This window comes from Streptomyces sp. NBC_00322 (genome assembly GCF_036147535.1).
Taxonomy (GTDB): Bacteria; Actinomycetota; Actinomycetes; order Streptomycetales; family Streptomycetaceae; genus Streptomyces.
Map to the genome: position 1 here is coordinate 4,401,136 of NZ_CP108019.1, position 26,967 is coordinate 4,428,102.

At 69.2% G+C, this 26,967-nt stretch carries 26 protein-coding genes, 1 tRNA gene and 1 pseudogene; 16 read left to right on the plus strand and 12 right to left on the minus strand.

The window, feature by feature from the left end; genetic code table 11:
- Nucleotides 1–14: 14 nt before the first annotated feature.
- On the minus strand, nt 15–608 hold the full coding sequence (locus OG905_RS19940) for a TetR/AcrR family transcriptional regulator (RefSeq protein ID WP_328673806.1): 594 nt from the start codon (nt 606–608) through the stop codon (nt 15–17).
- Nucleotides 605–2,122, minus strand: coding sequence for a 3-hydroxyacyl-CoA dehydrogenase (locus OG905_RS19945; RefSeq protein WP_328673809.1), 1,518 nt, complete (start codon nt 2,120–2,122; stop codon nt 605–607). The genes OG905_RS19940 and OG905_RS19945 overlap by 4 nt, the downstream gene beginning before the upstream one ends.
- 123 nt (nt 2,123–2,245) lie before the next feature.
- Between OG905_RS19945 and paaN the strand changes: the two genes are divergently transcribed.
- The gene (gene paaN / locus OG905_RS19950) at nt 2,246–3,922 is read left to right on the plus strand and encodes a phenylacetic acid degradation protein PaaN (protein ID WP_328673811.1); all 1,677 of its coding nucleotides are present in this window, start codon (nt 2,246–2,248) and stop codon (nt 3,920–3,922) included.
- Nucleotides 3,923–4,032: 110 nt separating this feature from the next.
- On the opposite strand, the gene OG905_RS19955 is transcribed toward paaN, so the two are convergent.
- The 3 genes from OG905_RS19955 to OG905_RS19965 are packed head-to-tail and all read right to left on the minus strand — an operon-like array spanning nt 4,033 to nt 6,703.
- Nucleotides 4,033–4,686 carry a TrmH family RNA methyltransferase gene (locus OG905_RS19955; protein ID WP_328673812.1) on the minus strand — a complete coding sequence of 218 codons (654 nt, stop codon included), beginning with the start codon at nt 4,684–4,686 and terminating at the stop codon, nt 4,033–4,035.
- Nucleotides 4,683–5,879 (minus strand): HTTM domain-containing protein, encoded by a 1,197-nt coding sequence (locus tag OG905_RS19960; RefSeq protein WP_443043961.1) that lies wholly within the window; start codon nt 5,877–5,879, stop codon nt 4,683–4,685. Before OG905_RS19960 ends, OG905_RS19955 begins: the two co-directional genes overlap by 4 nt.
- On the minus strand, nt 5,876–6,703 hold the full coding sequence (locus OG905_RS19965) for a DUF5819 family protein (RefSeq protein WP_328673813.1): 828 nt from the start codon (nt 6,701–6,703) through the stop codon (nt 5,876–5,878). The genes OG905_RS19960 and OG905_RS19965 overlap by 4 nt, the downstream gene beginning before the upstream one ends.
- Before the next feature lie 113 nt (nt 6,704–6,816).
- On the opposite strand from OG905_RS19965, the gene paaA reads away from it, so the two are divergent.
- The 6 genes from paaA (at nt 6,817) to OG905_RS19995 (ending at nt 11,636) form a co-directional block, all read left to right on the plus strand.
- Nucleotides 6,817–7,782, plus strand: coding sequence for a 1,2-phenylacetyl-CoA epoxidase subunit PaaA (paaA, locus tag OG905_RS19970; protein WP_328673815.1), 966 nt, complete (start codon nt 6,817–6,819; stop codon nt 7,780–7,782).
- Nucleotides 7,779–8,069, plus strand: coding sequence for a 1,2-phenylacetyl-CoA epoxidase subunit PaaB (gene paaB, locus OG905_RS19975; RefSeq protein WP_328673817.1), 291 nt, complete (start codon nt 7,779–7,781; stop codon nt 8,067–8,069). The genes paaA and paaB overlap by 4 nt, the downstream gene beginning before the upstream one ends.
- A complete protein-coding gene (paaC, locus tag OG905_RS19980) occupies nt 8,066–8,782 on the plus strand; it encodes a 1,2-phenylacetyl-CoA epoxidase subunit PaaC (RefSeq protein ID WP_328673819.1) in 717 nt (238 codons plus the stop codon). Before paaB ends, paaC begins: the two co-directional genes overlap by 4 nt.
- Nucleotides 8,776–9,279 (plus strand): 1,2-phenylacetyl-CoA epoxidase subunit PaaD, encoded by a 504-nt coding sequence (gene paaD / locus OG905_RS19985; protein WP_328673821.1) that lies wholly within the window; start codon nt 8,776–8,778, stop codon nt 9,277–9,279. Before paaC ends, paaD begins: the two co-directional genes overlap by 7 nt.
- Entirely contained in the window at nt 9,280–10,335 is a 1,056-nt protein-coding gene (locus tag OG905_RS19990; protein ID WP_328673822.1) for a 2Fe-2S iron-sulfur cluster-binding protein, read from the plus strand.
- A gap of 125 nt (nt 10,336–10,460) precedes the next feature.
- Nucleotides 10,461–11,636 carry an acyl-CoA dehydrogenase family protein gene (locus OG905_RS19995; RefSeq protein WP_328673824.1) on the plus strand — a complete coding sequence of 392 codons (1,176 nt, stop codon included), beginning with the start codon at nt 10,461–10,463 and terminating at the stop codon, nt 11,634–11,636.
- A gap of 16 nt (nt 11,637–11,652) precedes the next feature.
- On the opposite strand, the gene OG905_RS20000 is transcribed toward OG905_RS19995, so the two are convergent.
- The 3 genes from OG905_RS20000 to OG905_RS20010 form a co-directional block, all read right to left on the minus strand.
- The gene (locus tag OG905_RS20000; RefSeq protein ID WP_328673826.1) at nt 11,653–11,997 is read right to left on the minus strand and encodes a rhodanese-like domain-containing protein; all 345 of its coding nucleotides are present in this window, start codon (nt 11,995–11,997) and stop codon (nt 11,653–11,655) included.
- 74 nt (nt 11,998–12,071) lie between these two features.
- Entirely contained in the window at nt 12,072–12,905 is an 834-nt protein-coding gene (locus tag OG905_RS20005; RefSeq protein WP_328673828.1) for a hypothetical protein, read from the minus strand.
- A gap of 33 nt (nt 12,906–12,938) precedes the next feature.
- Complete coding sequence (locus tag OG905_RS20010) at nt 12,939–14,480, minus strand: DUF2252 domain-containing protein (protein ID WP_328673830.1); 1,542 nt, start codon at nt 14,478–14,480, stop codon at nt 12,939–12,941.
- Nucleotides 14,481–14,678: 198 nt separating this feature from the next.
- Between OG905_RS20010 and OG905_RS20015 the strand changes: the two genes are divergently transcribed.
- Nucleotides 14,679–15,116 carry a MarR family winged helix-turn-helix transcriptional regulator gene (locus tag OG905_RS20015; protein ID WP_328673832.1) on the plus strand — a complete coding sequence of 146 codons (438 nt, stop codon included), beginning with the start codon at nt 14,679–14,681 and terminating at the stop codon, nt 15,114–15,116.
- A gap of 314 nt (nt 15,117–15,430) precedes the next feature.
- On the opposite strand, the gene OG905_RS20020 is transcribed toward OG905_RS20015, so the two are convergent.
- Together OG905_RS20020 and OG905_RS20025 are read right to left on the minus strand one after the other, a co-directional pair.
- Nucleotides 15,431–16,099, minus strand: a complete 669-nt coding sequence (locus tag OG905_RS20020) for a response regulator transcription factor (RefSeq protein WP_328673834.1) — start codon at nt 16,097–16,099, stop codon at nt 15,431–15,433.
- Between the two features lie 43 nt (nt 16,100–16,142).
- Nucleotides 16,143–17,837, minus strand: coding sequence for a sensor histidine kinase (locus OG905_RS20025; RefSeq protein WP_328673836.1), 1,695 nt, complete (start codon nt 17,835–17,837; stop codon nt 16,143–16,145).
- Nucleotides 17,838–17,957: 120 nt separating this feature from the next.
- Here OG905_RS20025 and OG905_RS20030 point away from each other — a divergent pair.
- From OG905_RS20030 to crcB, 3 genes and pseudogenes are all read left to right on the plus strand, one after another.
- Nucleotides 17,958–18,167 (plus strand): annotated as a pseudogene (locus OG905_RS20030) (fluoride efflux transporter FluC); the annotation flags it as partial.
- Nucleotides 18,164–18,511, plus strand: a complete 348-nt coding sequence (locus OG905_RS20035) for a DUF190 domain-containing protein (protein ID WP_328673839.1) — start codon at nt 18,164–18,166, stop codon at nt 18,509–18,511. The pseudogene OG905_RS20030 and the gene OG905_RS20035, both read left to right, overlap by 4 nt.
- On the plus strand, nt 18,508–18,882 hold the full coding sequence (gene crcB, locus OG905_RS20040) for a fluoride efflux transporter CrcB (protein WP_328673840.1): 375 nt from the start codon (nt 18,508–18,510) through the stop codon (nt 18,880–18,882). The genes OG905_RS20035 and crcB overlap by 4 nt, the downstream gene beginning before the upstream one ends.
- Nucleotides 18,883–19,014: 132 nt before the next feature.
- Here crcB and OG905_RS20045 read toward each other — a convergent pair whose 3' ends face one another.
- Both OG905_RS20045 and OG905_RS20050 read right to left on the minus strand, forming a co-directional pair.
- Nucleotides 19,015–19,914, minus strand: coding sequence for an aminoglycoside phosphotransferase family protein (locus OG905_RS20045; protein ID WP_328673842.1), 900 nt, complete (start codon nt 19,912–19,914; stop codon nt 19,015–19,017).
- A 671-nt stretch (nt 19,915–20,585) separates the two neighbouring features.
- Nucleotides 20,586–20,669 (minus strand) — tRNA-Leu (locus tag OG905_RS20050).
- Nucleotides 20,670–20,982: 313 nt separating this feature from the next.
- Here OG905_RS20050 and OG905_RS20055 point away from each other — a divergent pair.
- The 5 genes from OG905_RS20055 to OG905_RS20075 all read left to right on the plus strand — a co-directional run bounded on the left by OG905_RS20055 (nt 20,983) and on the right by OG905_RS20075 (nt 26,897).
- Nucleotides 20,983–21,840 carry a DUF3662 and FHA domain-containing protein gene (locus tag OG905_RS20055; RefSeq protein ID WP_328673844.1) on the plus strand — a complete coding sequence of 286 codons (858 nt, stop codon included), beginning with the start codon at nt 20,983–20,985 and terminating at the stop codon, nt 21,838–21,840.
- Between the two features lie 10 nt (nt 21,841–21,850).
- The gene (locus OG905_RS20060; protein ID WP_328673846.1) at nt 21,851–22,363 is read left to right on the plus strand and encodes an FHA domain-containing protein FhaB/FipA; all 513 of its coding nucleotides are present in this window, start codon (nt 21,851–21,853) and stop codon (nt 22,361–22,363) included.
- Between the two features lie 129 nt (nt 22,364–22,492).
- Nucleotides 22,493–23,992 (plus strand): PP2C family protein-serine/threonine phosphatase, encoded by a 1,500-nt coding sequence (locus OG905_RS20065; RefSeq protein WP_328673848.1) that lies wholly within the window; start codon nt 22,493–22,495, stop codon nt 23,990–23,992.
- Between the two features lie 26 nt (nt 23,993–24,018).
- The gene (locus OG905_RS20070; RefSeq protein WP_328673851.1) at nt 24,019–25,434 is read left to right on the plus strand and encodes an FtsW/RodA/SpoVE family cell cycle protein; all 1,416 of its coding nucleotides are present in this window, start codon (nt 24,019–24,021) and stop codon (nt 25,432–25,434) included.
- Entirely contained in the window at nt 25,431–26,897 is a 1,467-nt protein-coding gene (locus tag OG905_RS20075) for a peptidoglycan D,D-transpeptidase FtsI family protein (RefSeq protein ID WP_328673853.1), read from the plus strand. The genes OG905_RS20070 and OG905_RS20075 overlap by 4 nt, the downstream gene beginning before the upstream one ends.
- Nucleotides 26,898–26,967: the final 70 nt, after the last annotated feature.

Genomic DNA, 26,967 nt, shown 5'->3' on the forward strand with positions numbered 1-26,967 from the left:
GGAGGCCTGTAGCTCTAGGAGGCCGTACGCAGCCCGTCGAAGGCGAGCCTGACGACCGCCTCGGCGACCTCGTCGCCCTCATAGCCGCTGCCGGGATGCGGGCGGTACCACTCGACCAGCGAGTTCACCATGCCGAAGAGGAGCCTGGTCGCCAGCCGGATCTCCATGTCCGCACGGAGATCGCCGTCGGCCGCGGCGGCCTTGAGCAGATCGGCCACCCGCTGGTCGAACTCGCGGCGCCGCTCCATGGCCCATCGCTCGGTCTTCGTGTTGCCCCGTACGCGCAGTAGCAGGGTCACGTAGGGCAGATCGGCCATCAGTACCTCGACGGTGCGCCGGGTGACGTACTCGACCCGCTCGATGGCCCGTCCGCGCACGGCCCCCGGCTCGTCGAGTACGGCGAAGAGGGCATCGAGCGCCCGGCTGACGGCCCGGCGCAGCAGCTCCTCCTTGCCCGCCACATGGTGGTAGATCGAGGACTTGGAGATGCCTGCCGCCTTGGAGAGATGCTCCATGGAGGTGCCGTCATAGCCGCGCTCGTTGAAGATCCGGACTGCGACGGTCAGCAGCGTCTCCGGCGTGTAGGTGTCCCGCTTGGCCGTGGTCATGCGCCTGCCTCGTCCTTCTCCAGCCGCACGTACGACTGCCGGTAGAGCCCCAGGGAAGGGGCGTAGCGCCCGGTGGGCACGCGCGCGTGGAGCTCGTCCAGCAGCTCGTGAGCCCAGGAGCGGCCGAGCCGGCGGCCCCATTCGACCGGCCCCAGCGGATAGTTGACGCCGAGCCGCATCGCCGTGTCGATGTCCTGAGAGGTGGCGACTCCCTTGGCGACGGCGTCGGCGGCGAGATCCACGAGCATCGCGACCGTACGGGCCACGATCATCCCGGGGACGTCCCCGATGACGCTGACCTTCTTGCCGAGAGCCTGGAAGAGGCCGATCGACTGCCTGAGCGTCTCCCAGCCGGTGACCTCGGAGGCGGAGAGCGCGATCCGGGTCGCTGCGTGGTAGTCGAGAGCGAGGTCGAAATAGACGACATCGCGGAACTCCGCCGAGGTCTGCCCGTCTGCGAGCACCAGCTGTCCTCCGCTGGGCAGCACGATCCTGGTGCCCTGGTCCTCATCCGCCTCGCGGACGCTGATGCCCGCCTCCCGGATCATGCCGAGCAGCTCCCGGGCAGGCCCGAGGCCGCCCTCCACGGTGATGTGGGACGGCGGCTCGGTGGCCGGTGCCGTGTGCGGCTCGGGGCGCAGGGCGCCTTCCTCGTACGAGAACCAGCCGCGGCCGCTCTTGCGCCCGTGCAGGCCCGACTCGACGAGCCGGCGCTGGGCGAGCGACGGCGTGAACTTGGGGCTCTGGAAGAAGGACTCCCAGACCGAACGGGTCACGGCCTCATTGACGTCCTGGCCGATCAGGTCGGTCAGCTCGAAGGGCCCCATCCGGAAGCCGCCGCTCTCGCGCAGCACCGCGTCGATGGTGGCCGGATCGGCGCCGCGCTCCTCGTACAGCGCGAAGGCCTCGGCGTAGAAGGGCCGGGCAATGCGGTTGACGATGAATCCGGGGGTGTCGGTGCAGCGCACCGGGGTCTTGCCCCAGGCCTTCGCCGTCTCGTACGCGCGCGTGGCGGCCGCGTCCTCAGTGGCGAAGCCGCTGACCACCTCGACCAGCGGGAGCAGCGGCGCCGGATTGAAGAAGTGCAGGCCGACGAAGCGGCCCGGGTGCCTGAGAGCGCCCGCGATGGCGGTCACCGAGAGTGAGGAGGTGTTGGTGGCCAGTACGCAGTCGTCGGCGACGATCTCCTCGAGCGCCGTGAACAGGTCCTGCTTGACCGGGAGTTGTTCGAGGACCGCCTCGACGACGAGCGCGGCGTCGGCCAGCTCGGCCAGTTCCGCCGCGGGGTGCAGCCCGGCGCGGGCCACATCCCTGGCGGCCGCGTCCATCCGGCCCTTCTCGACCAGCCGGTCGAGGCGCGCGCCGATGGCGTCCGCCGCCGCGCCCGCCCGTCCGGGGACGGCGTCGTAAAGACGCACCGGGTGGCCTGCGACGAGGGCGACCTGCGCGATGCCCTGCCCCATGGTGCCGGTGCCCACCACGGCGACGGTCCGGCTCTGATCGATGGCAGTCATGGGAGTGATCCTCCCCGATGAGTTGTCCACAGGTTCGCCAGGCCCCCTTGTACCGACCGATCGTTCGGTTACTCTAACTCTGTCATTCCTTCCCTGCCCAGCTCGACGAGGAGTTGGTCCTTCATGCAGCTGACCGAGACCCACCGGCCCACGCTCGACCAGGCCCTCGAAGCGATCCGCACGCGCGCTTACTGGTCGCCGCACGCCGAGCACCCCAAGGCGTACGGAGAGAGCGCGCCGGCCGACGGCCTCGCCGCGTTCGAGGCCCTGCGCAACAACCGCTTCGAGCTGGACCAGCCGGGCACGGACGGCTGGACCGGCGGCGAAGTCTCGCCGTACGGCCCGGAGTTGGGTATCGAGTACCCGCACCCGGATCTGGACGTCCTGCTGCCCGCGATGCGCGCGGGCATGACCGCCTGGCGCGAGGCCGGGCCCGAGACCCGTGCCCTGGTCTGCCTGGAGATCCTCTCGCGGATCAGTGCCCGAACCCATGAGTTCGCGCACGCGGTGATGCACACCAGCGGGCAGGCCTTCATGATGGCGTTCCAGGCGGGCGGCCCGCACGCCCAGGACCGCGGCCTGGAGGCCGTGGCGTACGCCTACGAGGAGCAGACCCGCACCCCCGCGGCAGCCGACTGGTCCAAGCCGCAGGGCAAGCGCGACCCCCTGGAGCTGCGGAAGACCTTCACGACGGCCGGCCGCGGCATCTCCCTGCTGATCGGCTGCAACACCTTCCCCACGTGGAACGGCTACCCGGGGCTTTTCGCCTCCCTGGCCACCGGCAATCCCGTGCTGGTCAAGCCGCACCCACGCGCGGTGCTGCCGCTCGCGCTCACGGTGCGCGTGGCCCGCGAGGTGCTCGCCGAAGCGGGCTTCGATCCGAATCTCGTCGCTCTGGCAGTCGAGCAACCGGGCGAGGGCATCGCCAAGACCCTGGCCGTCCGCCCCGAGATCAAGATCATCGACTACACGGGATCCACCGCCTTCGGTGACTGGCTGGAGGCGAACGCCCGCCAGGCGCAGGTCTACACCGAGAAGGCCGGCGTCAACACGGTCGTTGTCGACTCCACCGACAACTACAAGGGGATGCTGTCCAACCTGGCCTTCTCGCTGTCCCTGTACAGCGGCCAGATGTGCACCACCCCGCAGAACTTCCTTATCCCGAGGGACGGCATCACCACGGACGTGGGCCCCAAGTCCTACGACGAGGTCGTCACCGACCTCGCGGCCTCCGTGGGCGGCCTGCTCGGCGACGACGCCCGGGCGAACGCCCTGCTGGGCGCGCTGGTCAACCCTGACGTGAAGGCGCGCCTGGACGCGGCGGCCGGACTGGGCGAGGTGGCTCTGCCCTCCCGGAAGATCACCAACCCGGAGTTCCCGGACGCGGTCGTCCGTACGCCGGTCATCGTCAAGCTCGACGGCGCCCGGAAGCTCTGGGAGGGAACCGACGCGGATGCCGTGTTCCTCTCGGAGTGCTTCGGCCCGGTGTCCTTCGCAGTCGCCGTGGACTCGACGGCCGACGCGCTGGAGCTGCTGCGGCGCACGGTGCGCGAGAAGGGCGCGATGACGGTCGGCGCGTATACGACCTCGGAAGAGGCCGAGCGCGCGATCGAGGACGTCTGCCTGGACGAGTCGGCGCAGCTCTCCCTGAACCTGACGGGCGGGGTGTACGTCAACCAGACGGCGGCGTTCTCCGACTTCCACGGCTCGGGTGGCAACCCGGCGGCAAACGCGGCCCTGTGCGACGGCGCGTTCGTCTCGAACCGCTTCCGTGTGGTGGAGGTCCGCCGCCAGGCCTGAGGCCCTGAGCAGGCCGTGACCCGTGGGACGTACGGGTCACGGCCTCGCAAGTGGTCACGGCGGTGCGCGGTCCTCGGTTCAAGGCCTGCCGGATCCGCCTCGGCGGAGCACTACGGAGTGTGGATCTCCGCGTACCGCTGTACCCACGCATGCATCGCGATCGCCGCCGCCGCTCCCGCGTTGATCGAGCGCGTCGAGCCGAACTGCGCGATCGAGCAGACCATGCTCGCGTGCTTGCGCGCCTCCTCGGTCAGCCCGGGACCCTCCTGGCCGAAGAGCAGCACGCACCGCCGTGGCAGCTCGGTCCGCTCCAGCGGCACCGCTCCCGGCAGATTGTCGATCCCGATGATCGGCAGGTCCTCCTCGGCAGCCCACGCGGTCAGTGAGGCCGTGTCCGGGTGATGGCGCACATGCTGATAGCGGTCGGTGACCATGGCACCGCGCCGATTCCAGCGCCGTCGGCCCACGATGTGGATCTCCCGGGCGAGGAACGCGTTGGCGGTGCGCACCACTGAACCGATGTTGAAGTCGTGACCCCAGTTCTCCACGGCCACATGGAAACCGTGCCGTCGTGTGTCCAGGTCGGCGACGATCGCCTCGCGCGTCCAGTACCGGTAGTGGTCGACCACATTGCGCCGGTCGCCCTCTGCCAGCAGGGAGGGGTCGTAGCGCTCGTCCTGCGGCCAGGGCAGGGGATGCGGCCCGACGCCGACCTCGGGGCTGTAGGCGTCGTCGTACTGAATCGGTTCTTCGGTGGTGCTCACCCAACGAGCGTACGGGGCTGGTCCTGACTCCCCCGCCGCTGCTCCGCCCCCACCCCGCCCGCCCGGGAGAACAGCCGGTCCCTGCCGAGCGCCGCCCACCCGCCGAGCCGGACCAGGAAGGTGGTCGGCAGAAAGACGGCGTCGGCGGCGATCATCGCCAGCGAGAAGAACGGCAGCCCCAGGAGCACGGCGATCGCCGCGTGCTCCATGATCATGGCCACGAGCAGGACGTTCTTGACGCGCCGGTTGAAGAGTGTGAAGGGGAAGGCGACCTGCACGATGACCGTGCCGTAGGTCAGCGCCATCACCATCATGCCGCCGGAGGCGAGAAGGTCCGAAAGGGCCGGCCAGGGCGTGAAGTAGTCGAGCTTGAGCGGGTAGTACAGCGCGGTGCCGTCCTGCCAGCGCGAGCCCTGGATCTTGTACCAGCCGGCCGTGGCGTAGATCAGACAGACCTCGGCCATGATCACGACGAGGGCGGCGTTGTGCGCGAGGTTGGCCAGAACGTCCAGGAGGGCGCGCGGTTCGCTGTTCGGCGCGTACCGGCCGGCCATCCACCAGAGGCCCTGTCCCACCCAGAGCCCCCAGACAAGGAGCAGGACGAACGAGCCGGTCTGGTTCAGGAAGGTGGCTATGACCAGGGCGAATCCCAGCACGGCCCAGAGTGCCGGGCCGACGCGGTCCCGCGGTGGCACACCCCGCACATCCGGGGCGGCCCGTGCCGCGCGCCTCGCATCCAGCGACCAGACCTGTCCGCAGCGCGTCAGGACCAGATAGATCGCCATCAGATGGATGACGTTGTCCCCGCCGTCGCCCATGAAAATGGAGCGATTCTGCAGCGACAGCACGCCGATCATGAAGAGCACGGACATGGTGCGGGTCCGCCAGCCGAGCATCAGCAGCGCGCTGGAGAGCACGGCGAGGCCGTACACGACCTCGAACCAGACGGTGTTGTCCGCCCACATCAGCGCGGTAAAGGCGTCATTGCCCGCGATGAGCTGTCGCGCCATGTCCCAGCTCCAGGAGCCGTTGGGCCCATACATCTCCTGGCGGTTGGGCAGCTCGCGCAGCAGGAAGAGCAGCCAGGTGGCGGCGAAGCCGATCCGGATGACGGCGCTCTGGTACGGGCCCATGGCCGTTGAGGTGATGCGCTGGACGGCGCGGGCGGCCCTGCGGTCGGGAGTGTCGCTCACGAGCCCGCCTCCGCACGACCGTTGCGGACTCCCCCTGGCAGATCCGCCGCGGTGATCGTCCACCAGGGCAGAACGCGGTACGCGGGGCGGGTGTCGATCTTCTCGTCGCTCCACTCCGGGGCCTTGACCGAGCGGGTCGACGACCTGAGCTGGATGCGCTCGACGGAGCCGCCCAGGTCTCGCTTGTCGAGCCGCGTCATCACGATGCGGCGGACATAGCTCTCCGAGAGCTGGCCGCGCAGGCCGTTGCCGCGGTTCTCGTTGTCATGAGAATTGACATAGAAGTCCCAGGCCCGGCGCAGCTCGTTCTGCTGGACATGGCTGGGGAGGGGATTGCCGCGGATCGCCTCACCGTCATCGGCGGTGAGGTCGATCCAGCCGGAGCTCTCGCGGCTGCCGTCGGAGGCCGAGTACTCGACCATGACCTCTACGTCGACGTTCTGCTGGAGCGGGTTCGGGGCGAAGAGCTTCCAGTTCTGCTCGAACTCGGGATAGATCCAGCCGTCGACCGCTTCGCCGTGCTCCTTGGTCACCGTGTTGGGAGGCGCGACGTGCAGAAACACCATGGTCAGGTGGACGCAGGCAACCGCAGCGATGATCGCGAGCGAGACGGCGGCCGCCCCTTGATACGGGAGGGAGAGCGCCGCGATGCCCCTGCCGGGCGCGGGGCCCGGGCCGCGCGTGGGCTGCGACTGAGGTGCGAGCTCGGGCCCGCCGGCCGCCTCCCGCCGGGCTGCTGGGACGGGCTCGGGGCCGTGGCCCGCGGGCGGCTCGGAGCTCAGGCCCCCGGCGCCTCTGGCGTCCTCGTCCTCGTAGGAGTCCATCCCGCCCCGATCCCCATCGGTCCACCTCAGTTATCCACAGGGTTGACACCCTACGGGCCGTCGACTCACCATTGAAGTCAATGAACCGAACGATCGGTCGGTAGGGGGCCCGGATGACGGCAGTGACTGCGGATACGTACGAGGCGGTTTTCGACGCCGCCGTAGCCGCCGACGAGCGCATCGAACCACGCGACTGGATGCCGGACGCCTACCGGGCGACGCTGGTGCGCCAGATGGCACAGCACGCCCATTCCGAGATCATCGGCATGCAGCCCGAGGCGAACTGGATCACCCGGGCGCCCTCGCTGCGGCGCAAGGCGATCCTGATGGCCAAGGTCCAGGACGAAGCAGGCCACGGCCTTTATCTGTACAGCGCGGCCGAGACCCTGGGCACCAGCCGCGAGGAGCTGCTCGACAAGCTCCACGCCGGCCGCCAAAGGTACTCCTCGATCTTCAACTACCCGACGCTGACCTGGGCCGATGTCGGCGCGATCGGATGGCTGGTGGACGGCGCCGCGATCACCAACCAGGTGCCGCTGTGCCGCTGCTCGTACGGTCCTTACGCCCGGGCGATGGTCAGGATCTGCAAGGAGGAGTCCTTCCACCAGCGCCAAGGCTACGAGCTGCTGCTCACCCTCTCCAGGGGCACGCCCGCCCAGCACGAGATGGCGCAGGACGCGGTGAACCGCTGGTGGTGGCCCTCGCTGATGATGTTCGGCCCGCCGGACGACGAGTCGTCGCACTCCGCGCAGTCCATGGCCTGGAAGATCAAGCGGCACTCCAACGACGAGCTGCGCCAGCGCTTCGTGGACATCTGCGTCCCGCAGGCCGAAACGCTCGGGCTCGCCCTCCCCGACCCCGACCTGCGGTGGAACGAGGAGCGGGGCCACCACGACTTCGGCGCGATCGACTGGTCGGAGTTCCAGGAAGTCCTCAAGGGCAACGGCCCCTGCAACGAACAGCGGATTACGCAGCGGCGCAGGGCCCACGAAGAGGGTGCCTGGGTCCGGGAAGCGGCCGCGGCCTACGCAAGCAAGCATGAAGCACAGCACGTGAAGCCCGGGGAGGCGACGGCATGAGCAGCTCGACCGACTGGCCGCTGTGGGAGGTCTTCGTCCGCTCGCGCCGCGGGCTTTCCCACACCCACGCGGGAAGCCTGCACGCCCCGGACGCGGAGATGGCCCTGCGCAACGCCCGCGATCTGTACACCCGGCGGAGCGAGGGCGTGTCGATCTGGGTCGTCCCTTCCACCTCGATCACCGCGTCCTCGCCCGACGAGAAGGACCCCTTCTTCGAGCCCGCGGGCGACAAGCCCTACCGCCACCCGACCTTCTACGAGATCCCGGAAGGGGTGAAGCACCTGTGACCACCACGGTGAACGCCGCGGCACTCGCCCTCGGCGACGATGCACTGGTGCTCTCGCACCGCCTGGGGGAGTGGGCGGGCCATGCGCCCGTCCTGGAGGAGGATGTCGCCCTCGCCAATATCGCGCTGGACCTGCTGGGGCAGGCGCGGGTGCTGCTCTCCCTCGTCGGTGACGAGGACGAGCTGGCGTATCTGCGCGAGGAGCGGGCCTTCCGCAATCTCCAGCTGGTCGAGCAGCCGAACGGCGACTTCGCGCACACCATCGCCCGCCAGCTCTACTTCTCCGTCTACCAGCGGCTGCTGTACGGGCAGCTGGCGGCCGGCGACAGCGAGTTCGCCGGGCTCGCGGCGAAGGCGGTCAAGGAGGTCGCGTACCACCAGGACCACGCCGAGCACTGGACGGCGCGGCTCGGCGACGGCACGGCCGAGAGCCATGAGCGAATGCAGCGCGCCTGCGACGCGCTGTGGCGTTTCACCGGCGAGATGTTCCAGCCGCTCGAAGGGATCGACATCGACTGGCAGGCACTGCAGGCCAGTTGGCTGGAGAGCGTCAGCACTGTCCTGCAGCGGTCGACGCTGACCGTGCCCGACAGGCCGCGTTCGGGCGGTTGGGCCGCGGGGGCGGGCCGCCAGGGTCTGCACACCGAGTCGTTCGGGCGGATGCTGGCCGAGATGCAGCATCTGCACCGCAGCCACCCGGGGGCGTCATGGTGACCGACGTGACCGACTCACGCCTCGAGGCGGAGCTGCGCAGGCTCGCCGGCTCCGTGCCGGACCCTGAGCTGCCGGTGCTGACCCTGGAGGAGCTCGGTGTGCTGCGCGGGGTTCAGATCCTCGGGCCCGGCAGGGTCGAGGTGGAACTGACTCCGACCTACACCGGCTGCCCGGCGATCGAGGCCATGACCTCGGACATAGAACAGATCCTGCACGACCACGGGGTGGCGGACGTCTCGGTCGTCAAGGTTCTCTCCCCGGCCTGGTCGACGGACGACATCAGCGCGGAAGGGCGGCGCAAGCTCGCCGAGTTCGGGATAGCACCGCCCCGCCCGCACGCTGCTGAGGGACCGGTGGCGCTCACGCTCTCCGTGCGCTGCCCGCACTGCGGCTCCACCGACACCGAACTGCTGAGCAGGTTCTCCTCCACCGCCTGCAAGGCTCTGCGCCGCTGCGTCAGCTGCCGCGAACCATTCGACCACTTCAAGGAGTTGTAGATGTTCCATCCGCTCCGGGTGAGCGAGGTCGAACAGCTCACGGACGACTCGGTGGCCGTCACCTTCCAGGTGCCGCCCGAGCTGCGCGAGACCTTCCGACACACCCCCGGTCAGCATCTGGCCCTGCGCCGCCTGGTGCAGGGCGAGGAGATCCGCCGTACGTACTCGATCTGCGCCCCGGCCGCCCGCGGACACGCTGATCCGATGCTGCGTGTGGGCATCCGGCATGTCGACGGCGGTGAGTTCTCGACGTTCGCGCTCAAGGAGCTCGCAGTCGGCGACACCGTCGAGGTGATGCCTCCGATGGGCCGCTTCCTCCTCGCCCCCCGCCCCGGTTACTTCGCGGCGATCGTCGGCGGCAGCGGTATCACCCCGGTGCTGTCGATGGCGGCGACGCTGCTGGCGACCGAGCCGGAGGCCCGGTTCTGTCTGATACGCAGCGACCGCACTGCGGCTTCGACGATGTTCCTGGACGAGGTCGCCGACCTCAAGGACCGCTTCCCCGACCGTCTGCAACTGGTCACCGTGCTCTCCCGGGAGGAGCAGCAGTCGGGGCTGCCGTCCGGACGGCTGGACCAGGAGCGGCTGACCGGGCTGCTGCCGGCGCTGCTGCCGGTGGCGGACGTGGACGGCTGGTTCCTCTGCGGCCCCTTCGGTCTGGTCCAGGGCGCCGAGCGCGCGCTGCGCGGGCTCGGGGTGGACCGCAGCCGCATCCACGAGGAGATCTTCCATGTGGACGACGGCTCGGGGCCGAGCAAGGCCGCGGTGAGCGCCCCGGCCCACGCCGAACTCACCGCGACCCTCGACGGCCGGTCCGGCAAGTGGCCCGTCCGGGAAGGGGAGTCGCTGCTCGAGACGGTACTGCGGAGCCGCGCGGACGCGCCGTACGCGTGCAAGGGCGGCGTCTGCGGCACCTGCAGGGCTTTCCTGGTCTCGGGCGAAGTGCGGATGGACCGCAACTTCGCGCTGGAGCAGGAGGAGACCGAGGCGGGCTATGTGCTGGCCTGCCAGTCCCATCCGGCCACGCCGGAAGTGGAGCTGGACTTCGACCGCTGAGCCGGGGCGCGCCGATCGGGCGCGCTCCGGTCCTCCCGCGCTGTGTTCTTTTCCCGGGACCTGTTCTATCTTGACGGTCCGTCAGATACGGATGAGGCAGCGCCGGTGCGTGGGAGGACAGGACCGTGGACTTCACCTTCACCGAGGAGCAGCAGGCGGCCGTCGAGGCGGCGAAAGCGGTCTTCTCGGGCGTCGCTCCCGACGGAGTACCGAGCCCCGCGCTCACCCCTGGCGCGGTGGCCGAGGAGTTCGACCGGCCGCTGTGGGCCAAGCTCGCGGGCGTGGATCTGCTGAGCCTGGTCCTGTCTCCGCAGTACGGCGGGGCGGGACTCGACCCCATCGCGCTCTGCCTGGTCCTGCGCGAGTCGGCGAAGGTGCTCGCGCGGGTGCCGCTGCTGGAGACGAGCGCGGTCGCCATGGCCGTCGAGCGTTATGGCAGCGCCGAGTTGAGCGAGGAGATCCTCCCCCGGGTCGGCCGCGGTGAGCTGGTCCTCACCGCCGGGGCCAGTGGCCGCACCGGTCACGACCCCGCCGAACTCGCCGTCGCCGCCCGCCGTTACGCCGGGCACGAGCGCGGGGACAGGGACGGGGACGGCTGGGTGCTCGACGGCGTGCAGACGGGCGTGCCGTGGGCCCAGTCCGCGGACCGCATTGCCATACCGGCGCACACCGATGACGGCCGGGCCGTGTTCGCCCTGGTCCCCCGGGACCATGACGGTCTCACTCTCGCCGAGCAGATCTCCACCAGCGGCGAGCGTTTCGCCGAGGTCAGCCTGGACTCCGTACGGATCGGGACCCGCGAGCTGATCGACGCCGAGGGCGCCTGGGAGTGGCTGCGCCAGCTCCTGGCGACCGGGACCTGCGCGCTGGCACTCGGTCTCGGTGAGTCGGTGCTCTCGATGACCAGTGAATACACCGGAAAACGCGAGCAGTTCGGATTCCCGGTCGCGACATTCCAGGCGGTCGCCGTCCAGGCCGCCGACCGCTATATCGATCTGCGCGCGATGGAGGCGACCCTCTGGCAGGCGGCATGGCGGCTGGGCCCGGCTCGGGGGAGTGCGGGAGTCGGCGGCCCACTGCCCGTGTCCGGCGATGTGGCGGTGGCCAAGATCTGGGCCTCGGAGGGCGTACGGCGTGTCGTACAGACCGCCCAGCACCTGCACGGCGGCTTCGGCGCGGACACCGACTATCCGCTGCACCGCTATCACGCCTGGGCCAAGCAGCTCGAGCTCTCGCTCGGCCCGGCAGCGGCTCATGAGGAGGCGCTGGGCGACCTGCTGGCAGCCCATCCCCTCGGCTAGACGCTCAGGCAGAAGCTCAGAGCACGAACGCCGGGCTGTCGTTGTCGGTGACCATCGGACGCCCGGCGCCGTCCCAGGCGAGCATGCCGCCCTCGACGTTCACGGCGTCGATGCCCTGCTGCACCAGATACTGGGTGACCTGCCCGGACCGCCCGCCGACCCGGCACATCACATATGCACGGCCCTTGTCCGCCACAGCCTCGGTCACCTCACCGAAGCGGGCCACGAAGTCGCTCATCGGCACATGCAGTGCCCCCTCGACATGCCCGGCCGCCCACTCGTCGTTCTCCCGGACGTCCAGCACAAGGCCCTCGGACGGTACCGCCGCGGCGTCCACCGAGGGCAGCGGGGCGAAATTCATGAGCTATGCCTTCTCTCGTACGTACGGCGGCAGGATTCGCCGGTCTCCAAGTCTCCCGGGACCCCTCAGAAAACCTACTGCACCAGTTTGGACAATTCCGCCTCGCGCTCGGCGACCTGCGCGAGCAGCTGCTCGGCGATCTCCTCCAGCAGCCGGTCCGGGTCATCGGGCGCCATCCGCAGCATCGCGCCGATCGCGCTCTCCTCCAGCTCCTTGGCGACCGCCGTCAGCAGCTCCTTGCGCTGCGACAGCCACTCGAGCCGGGCGTAGAGCTCCTCGCTCTCGCTCAGCCGCTGCTCGGCCGGCACAGGACCGGCCTCCCACTCCGCGGCCAGCTCCTTCAGCAACGCCACATCGCCGAGCCCGTACGCGCCGTTCACGCGTGTGATGAACTCGTCGCGCCGCGCCCGTTCCTTCTCGTCCTGAGCCAGGTCCGGATGCGCCTTGCGGGCCAGCTCGCGGTAGAGCTTGCGCGCCTCTTCGCTCGGCCGCACCCGCTTCGGCGCCCGCACAGGCTGGCCGGTGAGCATCGCGGCGGCCTCGGGGGAGAGGCCGTCGGCGTCCATCCAGTCGTGGAACAGCTCGTCCACGCCGGGCATGGGCATCACCATCGCCCGGGCCTCCTGCGCCTTGCGCAGATCCTCCGGGTCTCCGGTGCGGGCGGCCGTGGCCTCGGCGATCTGGGCATCCAGCTCGTCCAGGCGCGCGTACATCGGGCCGAGCTTCTGGTGATGCAGCCGGGAGAAGTTCTCGACCTCCACCCGGAACGTCTCCAGCGCGATCTCGAACTCGATCAGCGCCTGTTCGGCCGCGCGCACCGCCTTCTCCAGCCGGGCCTCGGGCCGCGCCTGCGCGTCCTGCTCTTCGTCGTTCCGGGTCGTCGGGCCCCCGGGTGCATCCTGGGTCACCCGCCCAGCCTACGGGCGCGGCCGAGTGCCCTGTCACACCCCCAGCTCAGCGGCTATCCGCCCGCTCTTGATCGCCGACAGCAGATCCGCGTGGTCCGCCTCCGTTCGGTCCGCGTAGATCATGGCGAAGCCGGCCATCGCCTCGTCCAGCTCTTCGTTCTTTCCGCAGTATCCGGCGAGCAGCCGCGGGTCGGCGCTGTGCGCGTGCGCCCGGGCCAGCAGGGCTCCGGTCATCCGTCCGTAGTCGTCCACCTGGTCCGGGGCGAGGGCAGCTGGGTCCACGCTGCCCTTGCGGTTCCTGAACTGCCGTACCTGGAAAGGCCGTCCGTCAACCGTCGTCCAACCGAGCAGGATGTCGCTGACCACCTGCATCCGCTTCTGGCCGAGCACCACCCGGCGTCCCTCGTGCTCCACGTCCGGAACCGGGAACCCGGCAGCCGTCAGGTGGGGAAGCAGCACCGAGGACCGTGCCTCCTTCACCTGCAGCACCAGCGCATCGCCCCGGTGGTCGAGCAGCAGCACCACATACGACCGGGTACCCACGCTTCCGGTCCCGACCACCCGGAAGGCCACGTCATGGATCGAGTACCGGGCGAGCAGCGGCAGCCGGTCCTCGGACACCGTGCGCAGATACTCCTCCAGCGACGCGGCGACAGCCGCCGCCTCCGCGTCCGGTACCCGCCGCAGCACCGGCGGCGCGTCCACGAAGCGCCGTCCCCCGTCGGCCGCGGCGGAGCCGCTGCCGGACACAGCCTCGGTCGACTTGGCGGCGAAGCGCGCGCTCGTGTTGTTGCGCGCCTTCTCCGAGACCCGCTCCAGCGTGCCCAGCAGATCCCGCGCGTCCGTGTGGGAGACGAGCTCCTCGTCGGCGATGGCGTTCCACGCGTCCAGCGCGGGAAGCCTGGCCAGCAGCCGCATCGTGCGCCGGTAGGCGCCCACGGCGTCGAAAGCGGCCGCCCGGCAAACGGTTTCGTCCGCGCCCACCACGCGCCCGGCCAGCACCAGCGAGACGGCGAGCCGCTTGAGATCCCATTCCCACGGGCCGACGACGGTCTCGTCGAAGTCGTTCAGATCGATGACGAGGCGGCCGCGCGCATCGCCGTACAGACCGAAGTTCGCCGCGTGCGCATCGCCGCAGATCTGCGCGCTCACTCCGGTGACCGGAGTGCCCACCAGGTCATGGGCCATCAGGCCGGCCGAGCCGCGGAGAAAGGCAAACGGCGAGGCCGCCATCCGGCCCACCCGTATCGGCGTGAGCTCCGGCACCCGGCCCCGGCTGGACTCCTCGACGGCCTGGACGGCGTCGGGCCGCGCCCCCGGGAGCACGAGTGAGTCGTGCGAGGCCCGCGGAATCCGGTCCCTCAGCGCCTTCCCGGCCTCCTTCGGCGACCTGGCGCCATCCTGAGCACCGGCCGTCCCCTGCCCCGGACGCCGTACGAATCCGGGCACCACCGGAATACGTGCCCCCACGCCCGCCGCGTCCCCGGATGCCCTTGCCGCATCCCGTGACCCGTCGGCCCCCGCTCCGTCGAACTCCGCCTGCCGCACCGGCGTCCCCGTCTCAGCCTCGCCCATGACGCGCTGCCTCCCCCGTCGTCGTACACGTTCAACATCAACTGCTACTGACCGTACCGCCGCTTCCCGACAGCCGTCTCCCCCTGTGGATAACGTTCGCCGCCTCCACCGCCTGCGAAGATCAACCACAACCGAGCCCCCAGAGGCCCCCTTCACTTAAACGTTGTACTATGCAACCGAGATCAAGGAGGGCGAACCATGTCAGCCACACGTGACGAGTCCGTCGACATCATCGAGTGTGAACTCACAGCGTTCGCCCGCCGTGCCCGCGCCACGGCCGCCCGACTCCACCCCGAACTGCCGCTGGTCTCCTACACATTGCTGGCACACATCGACGGCCGGCAGGGCTGCCGCGCCACCGACCTCGCGGCGCACTACATGCTCGACAAGTCAACCGTCAGCAGGCAGGTCTCCGCCCTCGAAAAGCTCGGTCTTGTCGAGCGGCGGCCCGACACCGACGACCATCGCGTACAGGTCCTGCACCCCACCGCGGCAGGAACCGAACTGCTCTCCTCCACCCACGCGAGCCGCCGCGCCGCCTACCAGGAGCTCCTCGCCGACTGGCCGACCGAGGATCTGGCCCGCTTCGCCGCGTACCTGCTGCGCTACAACGCGGCCGGAGCAGACACCCCCTAGCTGTTCCGCCCGCGAGGTCGTCTACCGCGCCCCTGCCGCCACCCCGCTGCCGCACCTGGACTTCGCCGCCGTCTCGGCGGGTATCGAGGGCGTTCTGCGCGCCGAGCTCGCCGCCGAGCTCGAAGCGGCCGGCGCGGTCCTGATGGGCGCACCCATCTACGACCTCACGATCCGAGGGTCCACCTCGGCGGGCGTTTCACGTGAAACAGGCAACACGGATGTTCCACGTGGAACGACGTCACATCACGTCGCCCCCGGTCCGCGTGGCATCCGCCCCGCGAGCCGACGGTCCCGGCGGCACGCGCCCCCTCCCATCACCCCGCGTCCAGCCCCGCATCGCGCGCCAGGAGCGCCGCCTGCACCCGGTTCTCGCACTCCAGCTTCGCCAGGATCCGGCTCACATACGTCTTCACCGTGGCCTCGCTCATATGCAGCCGCCGCCCGGCGTCCGCGTTGGACAGCCCCTCCCCAAGCAGGGCGAGCACGTCCCGCTCTCGACTGCTCAGCCCGGCCACCCTCGTCCGCGCCTGCTCGCCGCGGGCCGCCGCCCGCCCCGAGGCGAGCTGGTCCACCACATGCCGGGTCGCTCCGGGCGAGAGATACGCATCCCCCGCGGCCGCCGCGCGTACCGCCCGGATCAGCTCCGCGGGTGCGGTGTCCTTCAGCAGAAAGCCCGCGCCGCCGTGCTCCAGCGCCCGCAGTACGTTCTCGCGCTCGCCGAAGGTCGTCAGCACGATCACCCGTGCCGCCGGTGCCGCCCTGCGCAGCTCTCCCAGAGCCGTGAGACCGTCCATCACCGGCATCTGGATGTCGAGGAGCACCACATCGGCGCTGTGTGAACGTGCGAACTCGATCGCCTCACGCCCGTTGGCCGCTTCCGCCACGACCTCGATCCCGCGGTCGGAGGTGAGGATCATCCGGATCCCTGCCCTGATGAGCGGCTCGTCATCAGCGATGACGACCCGGATCGGCGACTGTGTCACCTGCACCCCCCACACCCAGCGGCACCCATGCGGCCAACTCCACTTATCGGCTGACCTCGTAGGACTTCTTCTCGATCAGCTTGCCGTCCTTGAAGCAGAACCGGAACACCGGCTCGGTGTCGATGTTGTCTCCCACCTCCGAGGACATCAGCACCAGGCATTCGGAGCCTGCAGGCTCCTGAGGGCCCTTGCCGCTCAGCCCGGTGGTCGTGATCGTGTCCCCGCTCGGCAGCCGGTCACGCACCTCGTCCTCGGCGGCACCGATCTTCACCTTCTCGTACTCGACCGGGTCGATCATCCCCTCACTCATCGAACCCACCAGGAAGAACAGCCCGAAAACACCCGCTGCCCCCAGTACCAGCAACGCCGCCAAAGCGATCCCACAGCCCAGCGCCAGACCGCCGCCCCTGCTTCTGTTCCGTCCACCCATCGCCAGCTCCCGCTCCGAAACGGTCCAGTCCATGACCGGACCACCGTTCCCGAGTGCGGCCTGCGGCGACTGCTGGCGGAAGTTGTCCTCCGTCGCGACGAACGGCGCCGCCTCCACCACTCCGTACGGCAGCACCCCCGCCACCCGGAAGCCCCCGCCGTCCGCCGGACCCGCGTGCACGATGCCGCCGACCAGCCGGGCCCGCTCCCGCAGCCCGGTCAGCCCCTGCCCGCCACTGACCACCTCGCCCGGCGCCGGCGCCACCGGTGCCCCGCTGACGATCTCGAGGACGAAGGAGTCCGGCTCGTATCTCAGCTCCAGGCCTATCGCGGCCCCGGGCGCGTGCTTGTACGCATTGGTCAGCGCCTCCTGCACGATGCGGTAGGCAGCATGGTCGGCCGCTGCCGCAAGGGGCCGGGCCTCGCCCGAGCACCGCAGCTCCACGGCATTGCCCGCCGCACGCGCCGCCTCCACGAGCCCAGCGATACCGGCTGTCCCACGCGCGGCCCGCCCCGACTCGTCGACGGGCTGCGGCGCCTCGACCCCGTCCCGCAGAATCCCGACGACCTCGCGCAGCTCATGCATCGCGGTCACCGAAGCGTCCCGGAGCACGCCGACGACCTCTCGCTGCCGTGGTGTCAGCCCGGGGTCCACCTCGAGCGCCCCGGTGTGCACGGAGATCAGTGCCAGCTGGTGGCCGAGGCTGTCGTGCATGTCCTGGGCGATCCGCTGCCGCTCCAGCAGCCGCGCCTGCCCTGCCACCATCGCCCGCTCCCGCAGGAGCTGGCCGTTGCGCTCCTGCAGGGCGTGCAGCAGGGTCCGGCGCTGCGTCCAGTAGCGGCTGGCCAGCCCCGGCACGACCGTCGTCGCGAGGAAGTAGAGAGTGGAGAGCAGCACCGCCGTCATCTGCGCCTGCTGCGACCAGGCGTCCACGAGCGTGGTGCCGATGAAGAGCGCGTACGCGACGGTGAACGCGGCCAGCGCCCGGCCGGCGCCCACGATCCTGCGCCCCGCCGACCACCCCACGACCATCAGCAGCGGCGCGAAGCCGCTCATAAGCGGCGCCAGCCCCCCGGTTATCGCCAGCACCGGCGTCGGCATCCGGCGCCGCAGCAGGGACAGCAGCGCGGCCGACACACCGACGAGCAGCAGCCTCAGTCCCTCGCTGCCCAGCAGTTCCTCGGTCCCGGCGGCCATGAGGCCCAGCACCAGCGCGAGCACCAGCTCGCCGGCGGTCCGCCGCCTCGACCACAGCTCAGGCGCCGCCAGCCATGCCCAGCCCGCCCGGATTCTCGATGAAGCGTCCACGGTGGCACCCTAAACAGAGCGCCCCGGCGCCCACGCCCCACTTTCGTCTTGCCGGGAAGCGACGAACGTCGCACCTTGCGATGGAGCGTGTCGATGGTTCGGCGCCCGTGCGTTGGCGTCCACCGGCTGGTGCGGCCATTCTTCGGTTGCGGCGTGTTGGGCGGGTTCACGACGTTCTCGACGTATGCGGTGGATATTCGACGTCTGGTGGAAGGCGGCCAGGCCGGTACAGGGCCGGCGTATCTGGGACTGACGCCGCTGGCGACGCTCGCTGCGGTGTGGAGTGCGGTGTGGGTGGCGCGCCGCGTACTGGCGTGGAGGCAGGGATGACCAGGCTGACGGGCACGGCACTGCGCGTAACGATCTTCATCGGGGAATCGGATCTGTGGCACCACAAACCGGTGTACACGGAGATCGTGCACCGGGCGCACAAGGCGGGGCTGGCGGGCGCGAGTGTGTTCCGGGGGATCGAGGGGTTCGGCGCCTCCTCGTTGATTCACACCGTCCGGCTGCTGTCCCTGAGTGAGGACCTGCCGGTGGCGATCGTGATCGTGGATGACGAGGAACGCATCCGCGCCTTCCTGCCGCAGCTCGACGAGCTGGTCACGGAGGGGCTGGTGATCCTGGACGAGTGCGAGGTCATCCACTACGCGGGCAGGGAGAAGTCCAAGTGAACTGGCTGCTGGTGGCGCTGGGGGCGGCGATCGGCGCCCCGTTGCGCTTCCTGACCGACCGGGCGGTGCAGACCAGGCACGACTCGGTCTTCCCGTGGGGGACCTTCGCGGTCAATGTCGTCGGCTGTCTCGTACTGGGTGTGCTGACCGGGGCGGTGACGGCCGGGGCGGCGTCCTCGCACGTGCAGTTGTTCCTGGGGACCGGGCTGTGCGGGGCGCTGACGACGTACTCGACGTTCAGCTACGAGACGCTGCGGCTGGTCGAGGATGGGGCGAAGTTCTACGCGGCGGTCAACGTGATCGCCGGCGTGGTCGCCGGGCTGGGCGCGGTCTTCGTCGGTGTCCTGTTCGGCGAGGCGCTCTGGGAATGACCCGCTGGGCCCACCCGTTCGTCCGCTCCGTGGCCGTCCGATCAGCGAGAAACGGGCCCCACCAGGACTTCCGTCACTGGTAGAGAGCCGCTTCGTCGGTCGCTCGCTGTGTGCCACGACGTCATGTCGGTGTCATTCGGCGCGATCGTGGTCGGTGAGGACTTCCTCGATGACATGTCGAGCGATGGTCGCCATCACCGGATTCGTGTGCCGGTAGTACCGCAGTTCTATGAGCGCTATCGACAGCGCCCAGCCGCGACCTCGTGCCCAGGCCGCGTCATCAACTTCCAGGGCGGCCCGGAAGGCGCCCCGCGTGTCGGCCGGCAGCAGGTACCACGCCGAGATCAGGTCGACTGCGGGATCGCCCAGCCCCAGGCACCCGAAGTCGATGACCGCGCTGAGCCGTCCGCGGGCCATCAGCAGATTGCCCGGCTGCAGGTCCGCGTGAAGCCAGACTGCTGGGCCGGACCACTCCGGAACCCGCAGGGCCGCTTCCCAGATGGTGGTCGCCGCGTCGGCGTCGACGATTCCACGTAGTTCCGCGATCGCGGCGCGTGTCGCGGTGTCCCGGTCGGCCAAGGGCTCACTTCGGTAGGAGACAGGCCCGTCCGTGGGATCGATCCTGTGCAGCGCGGTGACGAACTCCGCCAGGTCCTCGGCGAGCAGGCCGGGTTCGGCGATGGACCCGACGCTCGGGTTCTCACCGTCGAGCCAGCGGTACACGGACCAATGCCAGGGATACGACAGAGCGGGCGTTCCCTTGCCCAGCGGAACGGGAATGTCACAGGGAAGCAGCGGGGCAAGCCGTGGCAGCCACCGGTGTTCCTTCTCCACGTCAACGGCGGCCCCCGCGAGGCGGGGGAGTCGTACGACCATGTCCCGGCCCAGCCGATACATGGCATTGGATGTGCCGGCGGAGTCGATCGGCTCGACGGGAAGGCCCGCCCACCGCGGAAACTGAGCGGCGATGAGCCGATGCACAAGAGATGTGTCGATGCTCGCCTCGTCGGCATGCATCCTGCTGGCGCACATAGAACCGTCCTGAACAGAGTTCCGCCATGTGGCATGGAGGACTTGGGGGCAGACCTGTCAACGCAGCACGTGGACAAGGTCCTTGATGTCATCGATCACCTTGCAGTCTCGCAGCAGACTTCCTCGTCCGGGCCTGTCATCAGCAGCCTCAGCGGACTGGAGATGTCGTCGGCGTCGTCTCCGGCGCCGAGGCCGGCAGCCTCCCGAAGGCCGACGCGAACAGCGCCCAGCCGGCGACCGACGCGACCGCGAAGACGAGGATCGAGTTCCACAGGCCGAGCCGAGGTGGACCGGCTGCACATGGCGGCCGGCGGGTCCGGCAGAGAGCCGTCTACGAGGAAATCCTGCGGCGACGCGACTCCCTGGCTGAAGAACTCGGCGATGCGGCCGCGGCCGTTCCCTTCGCCGAGGCCGCAAAGACGCCTTCCCTGCTGCCGACCACACAGCGCATCGCGGTGACCGCGACAGGCACCGGGTGACAGAGCACACCAATTGAAGATCATCAAAGAGGCAGGGCCCGCACAGTGAGGCATGTCATGGTGTGGGCTCATTCACGTAAAAACCACCCGGTACGTACCGGACCCGGGCCGCCATGATCTTCACCAACGCGAAACGGGCCCTCACCAGGACTTTCGTCTCTGGCGAGAACCCGTTTCGTCGGTTTCTCTCTGTGCGCGAGGGGGGAGTTGAACCCCCACGCCCTTTCGGGCACTGGAACCTGAATCCAGCGCGTCTGCCTATTCCGCCACCCGCGCATTGGGTGTTGCCACCTGCCCCCACCTGTCGGTGTGAGCGCCTGGCGACATGCAGAAGATTAGCACGCTGCACAGGGTCGATTCACATCCGATTGTTTCGCGGACGGTGCCGGGGAACAGGGAACGGAAGGCGGCCGCCCCCGCTCCTCCTTGGAGCACCCCGTGTGCGGGACACTGTCAGGAGGCCGCCTCTACGATCCGTGTGAGAGGTGACACTCATCGACGGGGCAGACAAGGGGAACCAGCCGATTTCCCGACGCGTGGATACGATCAGTAAGCAGTATCAGGACGGCAACGACGGAGGAGGTGCCTCATGGGAGTCCTGAAGAAGTTCGAGCAGCGACTCGAAGGTCTGGTCAACGGCACCTTCGCCAAGGTGTTCAAGTCCGAGGTCCAGCCGGTCGAGATCGCCGGCGCCCTCCAGCGCGAGTGCGACAACAACGCGACGATCTGGAACCGCGAGCGGACTGTCGTCCCCAACGACTTCATCGTGGAGCTCAGCGCGCCCGACTTCGAGCGCCTGAGCCCGTACTCCGGCCAGCTCGGCGACGAACTGTCCGGACTGGTACGCGACTACGCCAAGCAGCAGCGCTACACCTTCATGGGGCCGATCAAGGTCCACCTGGAGAAGGCGGACGACCTCGACACCGGTCTGTACCGGGTGCGCAGCCGCACCCTCGCGTCGAGTTCGTCACAGTCGCCCGAGCGGGCACCTGCCGGTCCCGGCCACGCCGCCGCCCCCCAGGGCGGCGCCCGCGGCGGCTACGGCTACCCGCCCACCGGAGCACCTCCCATGCCGGCCGCGCCCCCTCCGGGCACCGGCCGACCCGGCCCCGCGCCCGTCGCGGACCGCCGCCCGGCACCGGGCCCAGGCCCGATGCCGAGCACTCAAGTACGACGTTGGATCGAGATCAACGGCACCCGCCATCAGATCTCCCGCCCGACGCTGGTGCTGGGTCGCAGCACCGACGCCGATGTGCGGATCGACGACCCCGGCGTATCGCGCCGGCACTGTGAGATCCGGACCGGAACGCCCTCGACGATCCAGGATCTCGGGTCTACCAACGGCATCGTGGTAGACGGGCAGCACACCACCCGCGCTACGCTCCGCGACGGCTCGCGGATCGTCGTGGGCAGCACCACCATCGTTTACCGGCAAGCCGAAGGGTGAAGCGGGGGCAATGTCAGAGCTGACCCTGACGGTCATGCGGCTAGGTTTCCTGGCCGTTCTGTGGCTGTTCGTTATTGTGGCCGTTCAGGTCATCCGCAGCGACCTGTTCGGTACGCGCGTCACGCAACGCGGTTCACGCCGCAATGCCGACGCGCGCCCCCAGCAGGCACGCCAGAGCGCCGCGCCTCCGCAGCAGCGGCAGCAGGCAAGCGGCCGCCAGCGCCGCGGTGCGCCCACCAAACTTGTCGTCTCCGAAGGCACCCTCACGGGCACCACGGTGGCGCTGCAGGGCCAGACGATCACCCTGGGCCGGGCGCACGACTCCACGATCGTGCTGGACGACGACTACGCGTCCAGCAGGCATGCCAGGATCTATCCGGACCGTGACGGCCAGTGGATCGTCGAGGATCTCGGGTCCACCAACGGCACATATCTCGACCGGACCCGACTCACCACCCCGACACCGATTCCGCTGGGCGCGCCGATCCGCATCGGCAAGACCGTCATCGAGCTGCGGAAGTAGTACGACAATGAGCGAGCGGAGCGAGCGAGCCGCAGCGGTCCCGACAGCGGACCGGGACGGGCTCCCGACCGGAGGGTGGGCAGTGTGGCTCGAGACCGGCTGTACCCCGAGCCGACGGGCGAGGTGCGCATGAGTCTGTCTCTGCGTTTCGCCGCCGGATCGCACAAGGGCATGATCCGGGAGGGCAACGAGGACTCCGGCTACGCCGGCCCCCGCCTTCTGGCCATCGCCGACGGCATGGGCGGCCAGGCCGCCGGCGAGGTCGCCTCGTCTGAGGTCATCTCCACGCTCGTCACACTCGACGACGACGTGCCCGGCTCGGACATCCTCACCTCGCTCGGCAGTGCCGTACAGCGCGCCAACGACCAGCTGCGACTCATGGTCGAGGAGGACCCCCAGCTCGAAGGCATGGGCACCACGCTCACCGCCCTGCTCTGGACCGGCCAGCGCCTCGGCCTCGTCCACGTCGGCGACTCCCGCGCCTATCTGCTGCGCGACGGCGTGCTGACGCAGATCACGCAGGACCACACCTGGGTGCAGCGCCTCGTCGACGAGGGCCGGATCACCGAAGAGGAAGCCACCACCCACCCGCAGCGCTCCCTGCTGATGCGCGCGCTGGGCAGCGGCGACCATGTCGAGCCCGACCTCTCCATCCGCGAGGTCCGCGCCGGCGACCGCTATCTGATCTGCTCGGACGGACTGTCCGGTGTGGTCTCCCACCAGACGATGGAGGAGACCCTCGCCAGCTACCAGGGCCCGCAGGAGACCATCCAGGACCTGATCCAGCTCGCGCTGCGAGGCGGCGGCCCCGACAACATCACGTGCATCGTCGCCGACGTCCTCGACACCGACTCCAACGACACCCTGGCCGGGCAGCTCAACGACACCCCGGTCGTCGTCGGCGCGGTCGCCGAGAACCAGCTCCAGCTGAACGACGGCGGCGCCATGCAGACCCCGGCGGGCCGCGCGGCCGGCCTCGGCCGCCCCGTACCCCCGCAGCAGCCCGGCGGCGGCTTCGGCCCGCCCGGCAGCGGCGACGGCATGGGATACGGCGGGATGCCGCCCGAGGGCAGCTTCGGCGCGTACACCGACGACGACTTCATCAAGCCGCGCGGTGGCCGCAAGTGGCTGAAGAGAAGCTTCTACATCGTGCTCGCCCTGGGAGTCGTCGGCGCCGGCCTGTACGGCGGCTACCGCTGGACGCAGACCCAGTACTACGTGGGCTCCAAGGACGAGCACGTCGCGCTCTACCAGGGCATCAGCCAGGACCTGGCCTGGGTCTCGCTCTCGGACGTCGAGAAGGACCACCCCGAGATCGAACTCAAGTACCTCCCGCCCTACCAGCGCAAGCAGGTCGAGGCGACAATCACCGCCGACAGCCTCGGCAAGGCCCGCGCGAAGGTCGACGAGCTCGCCGACCAGGCCGCAGCCTGCAAGAAGGACGAGCAGCGCCGCGACGCCGCGGACCGCGCCAGCACTCCGCCGCCCGGTGAGGGCGAGGCCGGTGGCACCACCGGCAAGCCCACCACCCAGAACGCACAGACCAAGCCGACCGCACCTACTCCCACTCCGGGCCCCACCCTCTCGGAGGAGGAGCAGAAGCTGGCCGCGAACTGCGGAAAGCAGTAATCGGCCGTAGGGGGCCTTTCTCCACCATGAGCGTTGTCACCAACACCACCACGATCGGCGCGATCGAAGCACCGAGCCGCCGCAACACCGAGCTGATGCTGCTCGCGTTCGCCGTTTTCATTCCGGTGTTCGCCTACGCCAATGTGGGCCTCGCGCTCAATGGTGAGCTCCCGGCCGGCATGCTCGCCTACGGCCTCGGGCTGGGGCTGCTGGCGGGCGTCGGCCACCTCGTGGTGCGCAAGTTCGCCAAGTACGCAGACCCGCTGCTGCTGCCGCTGGCGACACTGCTCAACGGCCTCGGCCTGGTGCTGATCTGGCGACTGGACCAGTCGCCGAGACTGGCCTACCAGGGTGCCGCCGCCCCCAACCAGCTGCTGTGGTCGGCACTCGGCGTCGCCATGTTCATCGGCGTACTGGTGTTCCTCAAAGACCATCGCGTCCTGCAGCGCTTCACGTACATCTCGATGGTCCTCGCGCTGATCCTGCTGGCAGCACCGGCGTTCTTCCCCGCGGACAGTGCGAACTTCGGCGCGAAGATCTGGATCCGGCTCGGTCCGCTCTCGCTCCAGCCCGGCGAGTTCGTGAAGATCATCATCGCGATCTTCTTCTCCGGCTACCTGATGGTGAAGCGCGACGCCCTTGCCCTGGCCAGCCGTCGTTTCATGGGGATGTACCTGCCTCGCGGCCGTGACCTCGGCCCCATCCTCGCCGTGTGGATGCTCAGCATCCTCATCCTCGTTTTCGAGACCGACCTCGGTACCTCGCTGCTCTTCTTCGGAATGTTCGTGGTCATGCTCTACGTGGCCACCGAGCGGACCAGCTGGATCGTCTTCGGCCTGCTGATGTCTGCGGTGGGCGCCGTGGTCGTCGCCTCCTTCGAGCCTCACGTCAAGGCCCGTGTCGCAGCATGGCTCAACCCGATGGCGATCTTCCTACCGCCGGACCAGCGGCCCCAGGGCCTGATCTCCGACCAGGCCGCGCAGGCGCTGTTCGCCTTCGGCTCCGGAGGGACCCTCGGCACAGGCCTCGGACAGGGCAACTCGGACCTGATCAACTTCGCCGCGAAGAGCGACTTCATCCTCGGCACGGTCGGCGAGGAGCTGGGCCTCGCCGGAATGATGGCGATCTTCCTGATCTACGCGCTGATCGTGCAGCGCGGAGTGCGCACCGCGCTCGCGGCCCGCGACCCGTTCGGCAAGCTGCTCGCCATCGGCCTGTCCTCGGCCTTCGCCCTGCAGGTCTTCATCGTCGCCGGCGGCGTCCTCAACCTGATTCCGCTCACCGGTATGACCATGCCGTTCCTCGCGCAGGGCGGTTCCTCCGTCATCACCAACTGGGCACTCATCGCCATCCTGATCCGGATCAGCGACACCGCGCGCCGACCGGCGCCGTCCCCTGCCCCGTCCCCCGACGCCGAAATGACCCAGGTGGTCCGACCGTGAACAAGCCCTTGCGCCGGGTCGCGATCTTCTGCGGCCTGCTCATCCTCGCCCTGCTGATCCGTACCAACTGGGTCCAGTACATGCAGAGCGAAGAGCTCAACACCCACAAGAACAACAAGCGCGTACTGATCGAGCGATACGCCTACGAGCGCGGCAACATCATCGTGGACGGCAAGCCGATCACGGGCTCCACGGCGACCAACGACAAGTTCTACAAGTACAAGCGCACCTACATCGACGGCGCCATGTGGGCCCCAGTCACCGGCTACGCCTCCCAGGCATACGACGCCAACCAGATCGAGAAGCTCGAGGACGGCATCCTCACCGGCAACTCCGACCAGCTGTTCTTCGACCGCACGATGGCGATGTTCACCGGCGACAAGAAGAAGGGCGGCAACGTCGTCACCACCCTGAACGGCGCAGCCCAGAAGGCCGCCTTTGAGGGCCTCGGGTCCAAGAAGGGCGCCGTCGCGGCCATCGACCCGCAGACCGGCAAGATCCTCGCGCTCGCCTCGACTCCTTCGTACGACCCCTCGACCTTCGCCGGCTACTCGGCAAAGGACGAGAAGGCATGGGTGACCCTCGAGAAGGACAAGGACAAGCCGAAGCTCAACCGCGCGCTGCGCGAGGTCTACCCGCCCGGCTCCACCTTCAAGGTGGTCACGGCGGCCGCCGCGCTGGAGCACGGCGTCATCGACGACATCAACGCGGCGACCGACACCCCCGAGCCGTACATCCTGCCCAACACCACCAAACCGATGGTCAACCACGCCAACGGCTGCAAGAACGCCAGCCTGATGAGGGCGCTCGAAGTCTCCTGCAACTCCGTCTTCGCCAAGCTCGGTGACCAGGTCGGCCGGGACAAGATGGTGGAGACGGCGCAGAAGTTCGGCTTCAACAACCCCGAGATCGACACCCCGGTACGTGCCGCCGGCTCCGTCTACGACAAGAACATGGACAGGCCCGGCAACGCGCTCTCCTCCATCGGTCAGTTCAACACCGCCACCACGCCGCTTCAGATGGCCATGGTCGCCGCGGCGATCGCCAACGACGGCAAGCTGATGAAGCCGTACATGATCGACCAGCTGGAAACGCCCAAGCTGGACATCATCAAAAAGACCGAGCCCGAGGAGATGAGCCGACCGCTCTCCCAGAAGAACGCGCAGCTCCTCCAGGAAATGATGGAGAACGTCGTCGAGAGCCCGAACGGCACCGGCGGCAAGGCCAAGATCGACAATGTGACGGTCGGCGGCAAGACCGGTACCGCTCAGCACGGCGAGAACAACAGCAAGAACCCGTACGCCTGGTTCATCTCGTACGCCAAGACCGCCGACGGATCGCCGGTCGCCGTCGCAGTCGTCGTGGAGGACAGCGAAGCCAAGCGCGACGACATCACTGGCGGCGGTCTCGCCGGACCCATCGCCCGCGATGTGATGAAGGCGGTACTGGACAGCAAGAAGTGACGCGGATCACGTCCGGCGTCCATACCTGCACATTGCGATACCGGTCGGGTATCAGGTGACGGTCGCGGGC

Bases quoted from the DNA above. Each gene is read 5' to 3' on its own strand.
- OG905_RS20045 (WP_328673842.1), bottom strand. From the start codon at position 19,914: ATGTGCGCCAGCAGGATGCATGCCGACGAGGCGAGCATCGACACATCT.
- OG905_RS20035 (WP_328673839.1), top strand. From the start codon at position 18,164: ATGACCAGGCTGACGGGCACGGCACTGCGCGTAACGATCTTCATCGGG.
- paaA (WP_328673815.1), top strand. From the start codon at position 6,817: ATGACGGCAGTGACTGCGGATACGTACGAGGCGGTTTTCGACGCCGCC.
- OG905_RS20070 (WP_328673851.1), top strand. From the start codon at position 24,019: ATGAGCGTTGTCACCAACACCACCACGATCGGCGCGATCGAAGCACCG.
- OG905_RS20010 (WP_328673830.1), bottom strand. From the start codon at position 14,480: ATGGGCGAGGCTGAGACGGGGACGCCGGTGCGGCAGGCGGAGTTCGAC.
- OG905_RS20055 (WP_328673844.1), top strand. From the start codon at position 20,983: ATGGGAGTCCTGAAGAAGTTCGAGCAGCGACTCGAAGGTCTGGTCAAC.
- OG905_RS20060 (WP_328673846.1), top strand. From the start codon at position 21,851: ATGTCAGAGCTGACCCTGACGGTCATGCGGCTAGGTTTCCTGGCCGTT.
- OG905_RS20065 (WP_328673848.1), top strand. From the start codon at position 22,493: ATGAGTCTGTCTCTGCGTTTCGCCGCCGGATCGCACAAGGGCATGATC.
- OG905_RS20000 (WP_328673826.1), bottom strand. From the start codon at position 11,997: ATGAATTTCGCCCCGCTGCCCTCGGTGGACGCCGCGGCGGTACCGTCC.
- OG905_RS19945 (WP_328673809.1), bottom strand. From the start codon at position 2,122: ATGACTGCCATCGATCAGAGCCGGACCGTCGCCGTGGTGGGCACCGGC.
- paaN (WP_328673811.1), top strand. From the start codon at position 2,246: ATGCAGCTGACCGAGACCCACCGGCCCACGCTCGACCAGGCCCTCGAA.
- OG905_RS19965 (WP_328673813.1), bottom strand. From the start codon at position 6,703: ATGGACTCCTACGAGGACGAGGACGCCAGAGGCGCCGGGGGCCTGAGC.
- paaD (WP_328673821.1), top strand. From the start codon at position 8,776: ATGGTGACCGACGTGACCGACTCACGCCTCGAGGCGGAGCTGCGCAGG.
- OG905_RS19940 (WP_328673806.1), bottom strand. From the start codon at position 608: ATGACCACGGCCAAGCGGGACACCTACACGCCGGAGACGCTGCTGACC.
- OG905_RS20015 (WP_328673832.1), top strand. From the start codon at position 14,679: ATGTCAGCCACACGTGACGAGTCCGTCGACATCATCGAGTGTGAACTC.
- OG905_RS19990 (WP_328673822.1), top strand. From the start codon at position 9,280: ATGTTCCATCCGCTCCGGGTGAGCGAGGTCGAACAGCTCACGGACGAC.
- paaB (WP_328673817.1), top strand. From the start codon at position 7,779: ATGAGCAGCTCGACCGACTGGCCGCTGTGGGAGGTCTTCGTCCGCTCG.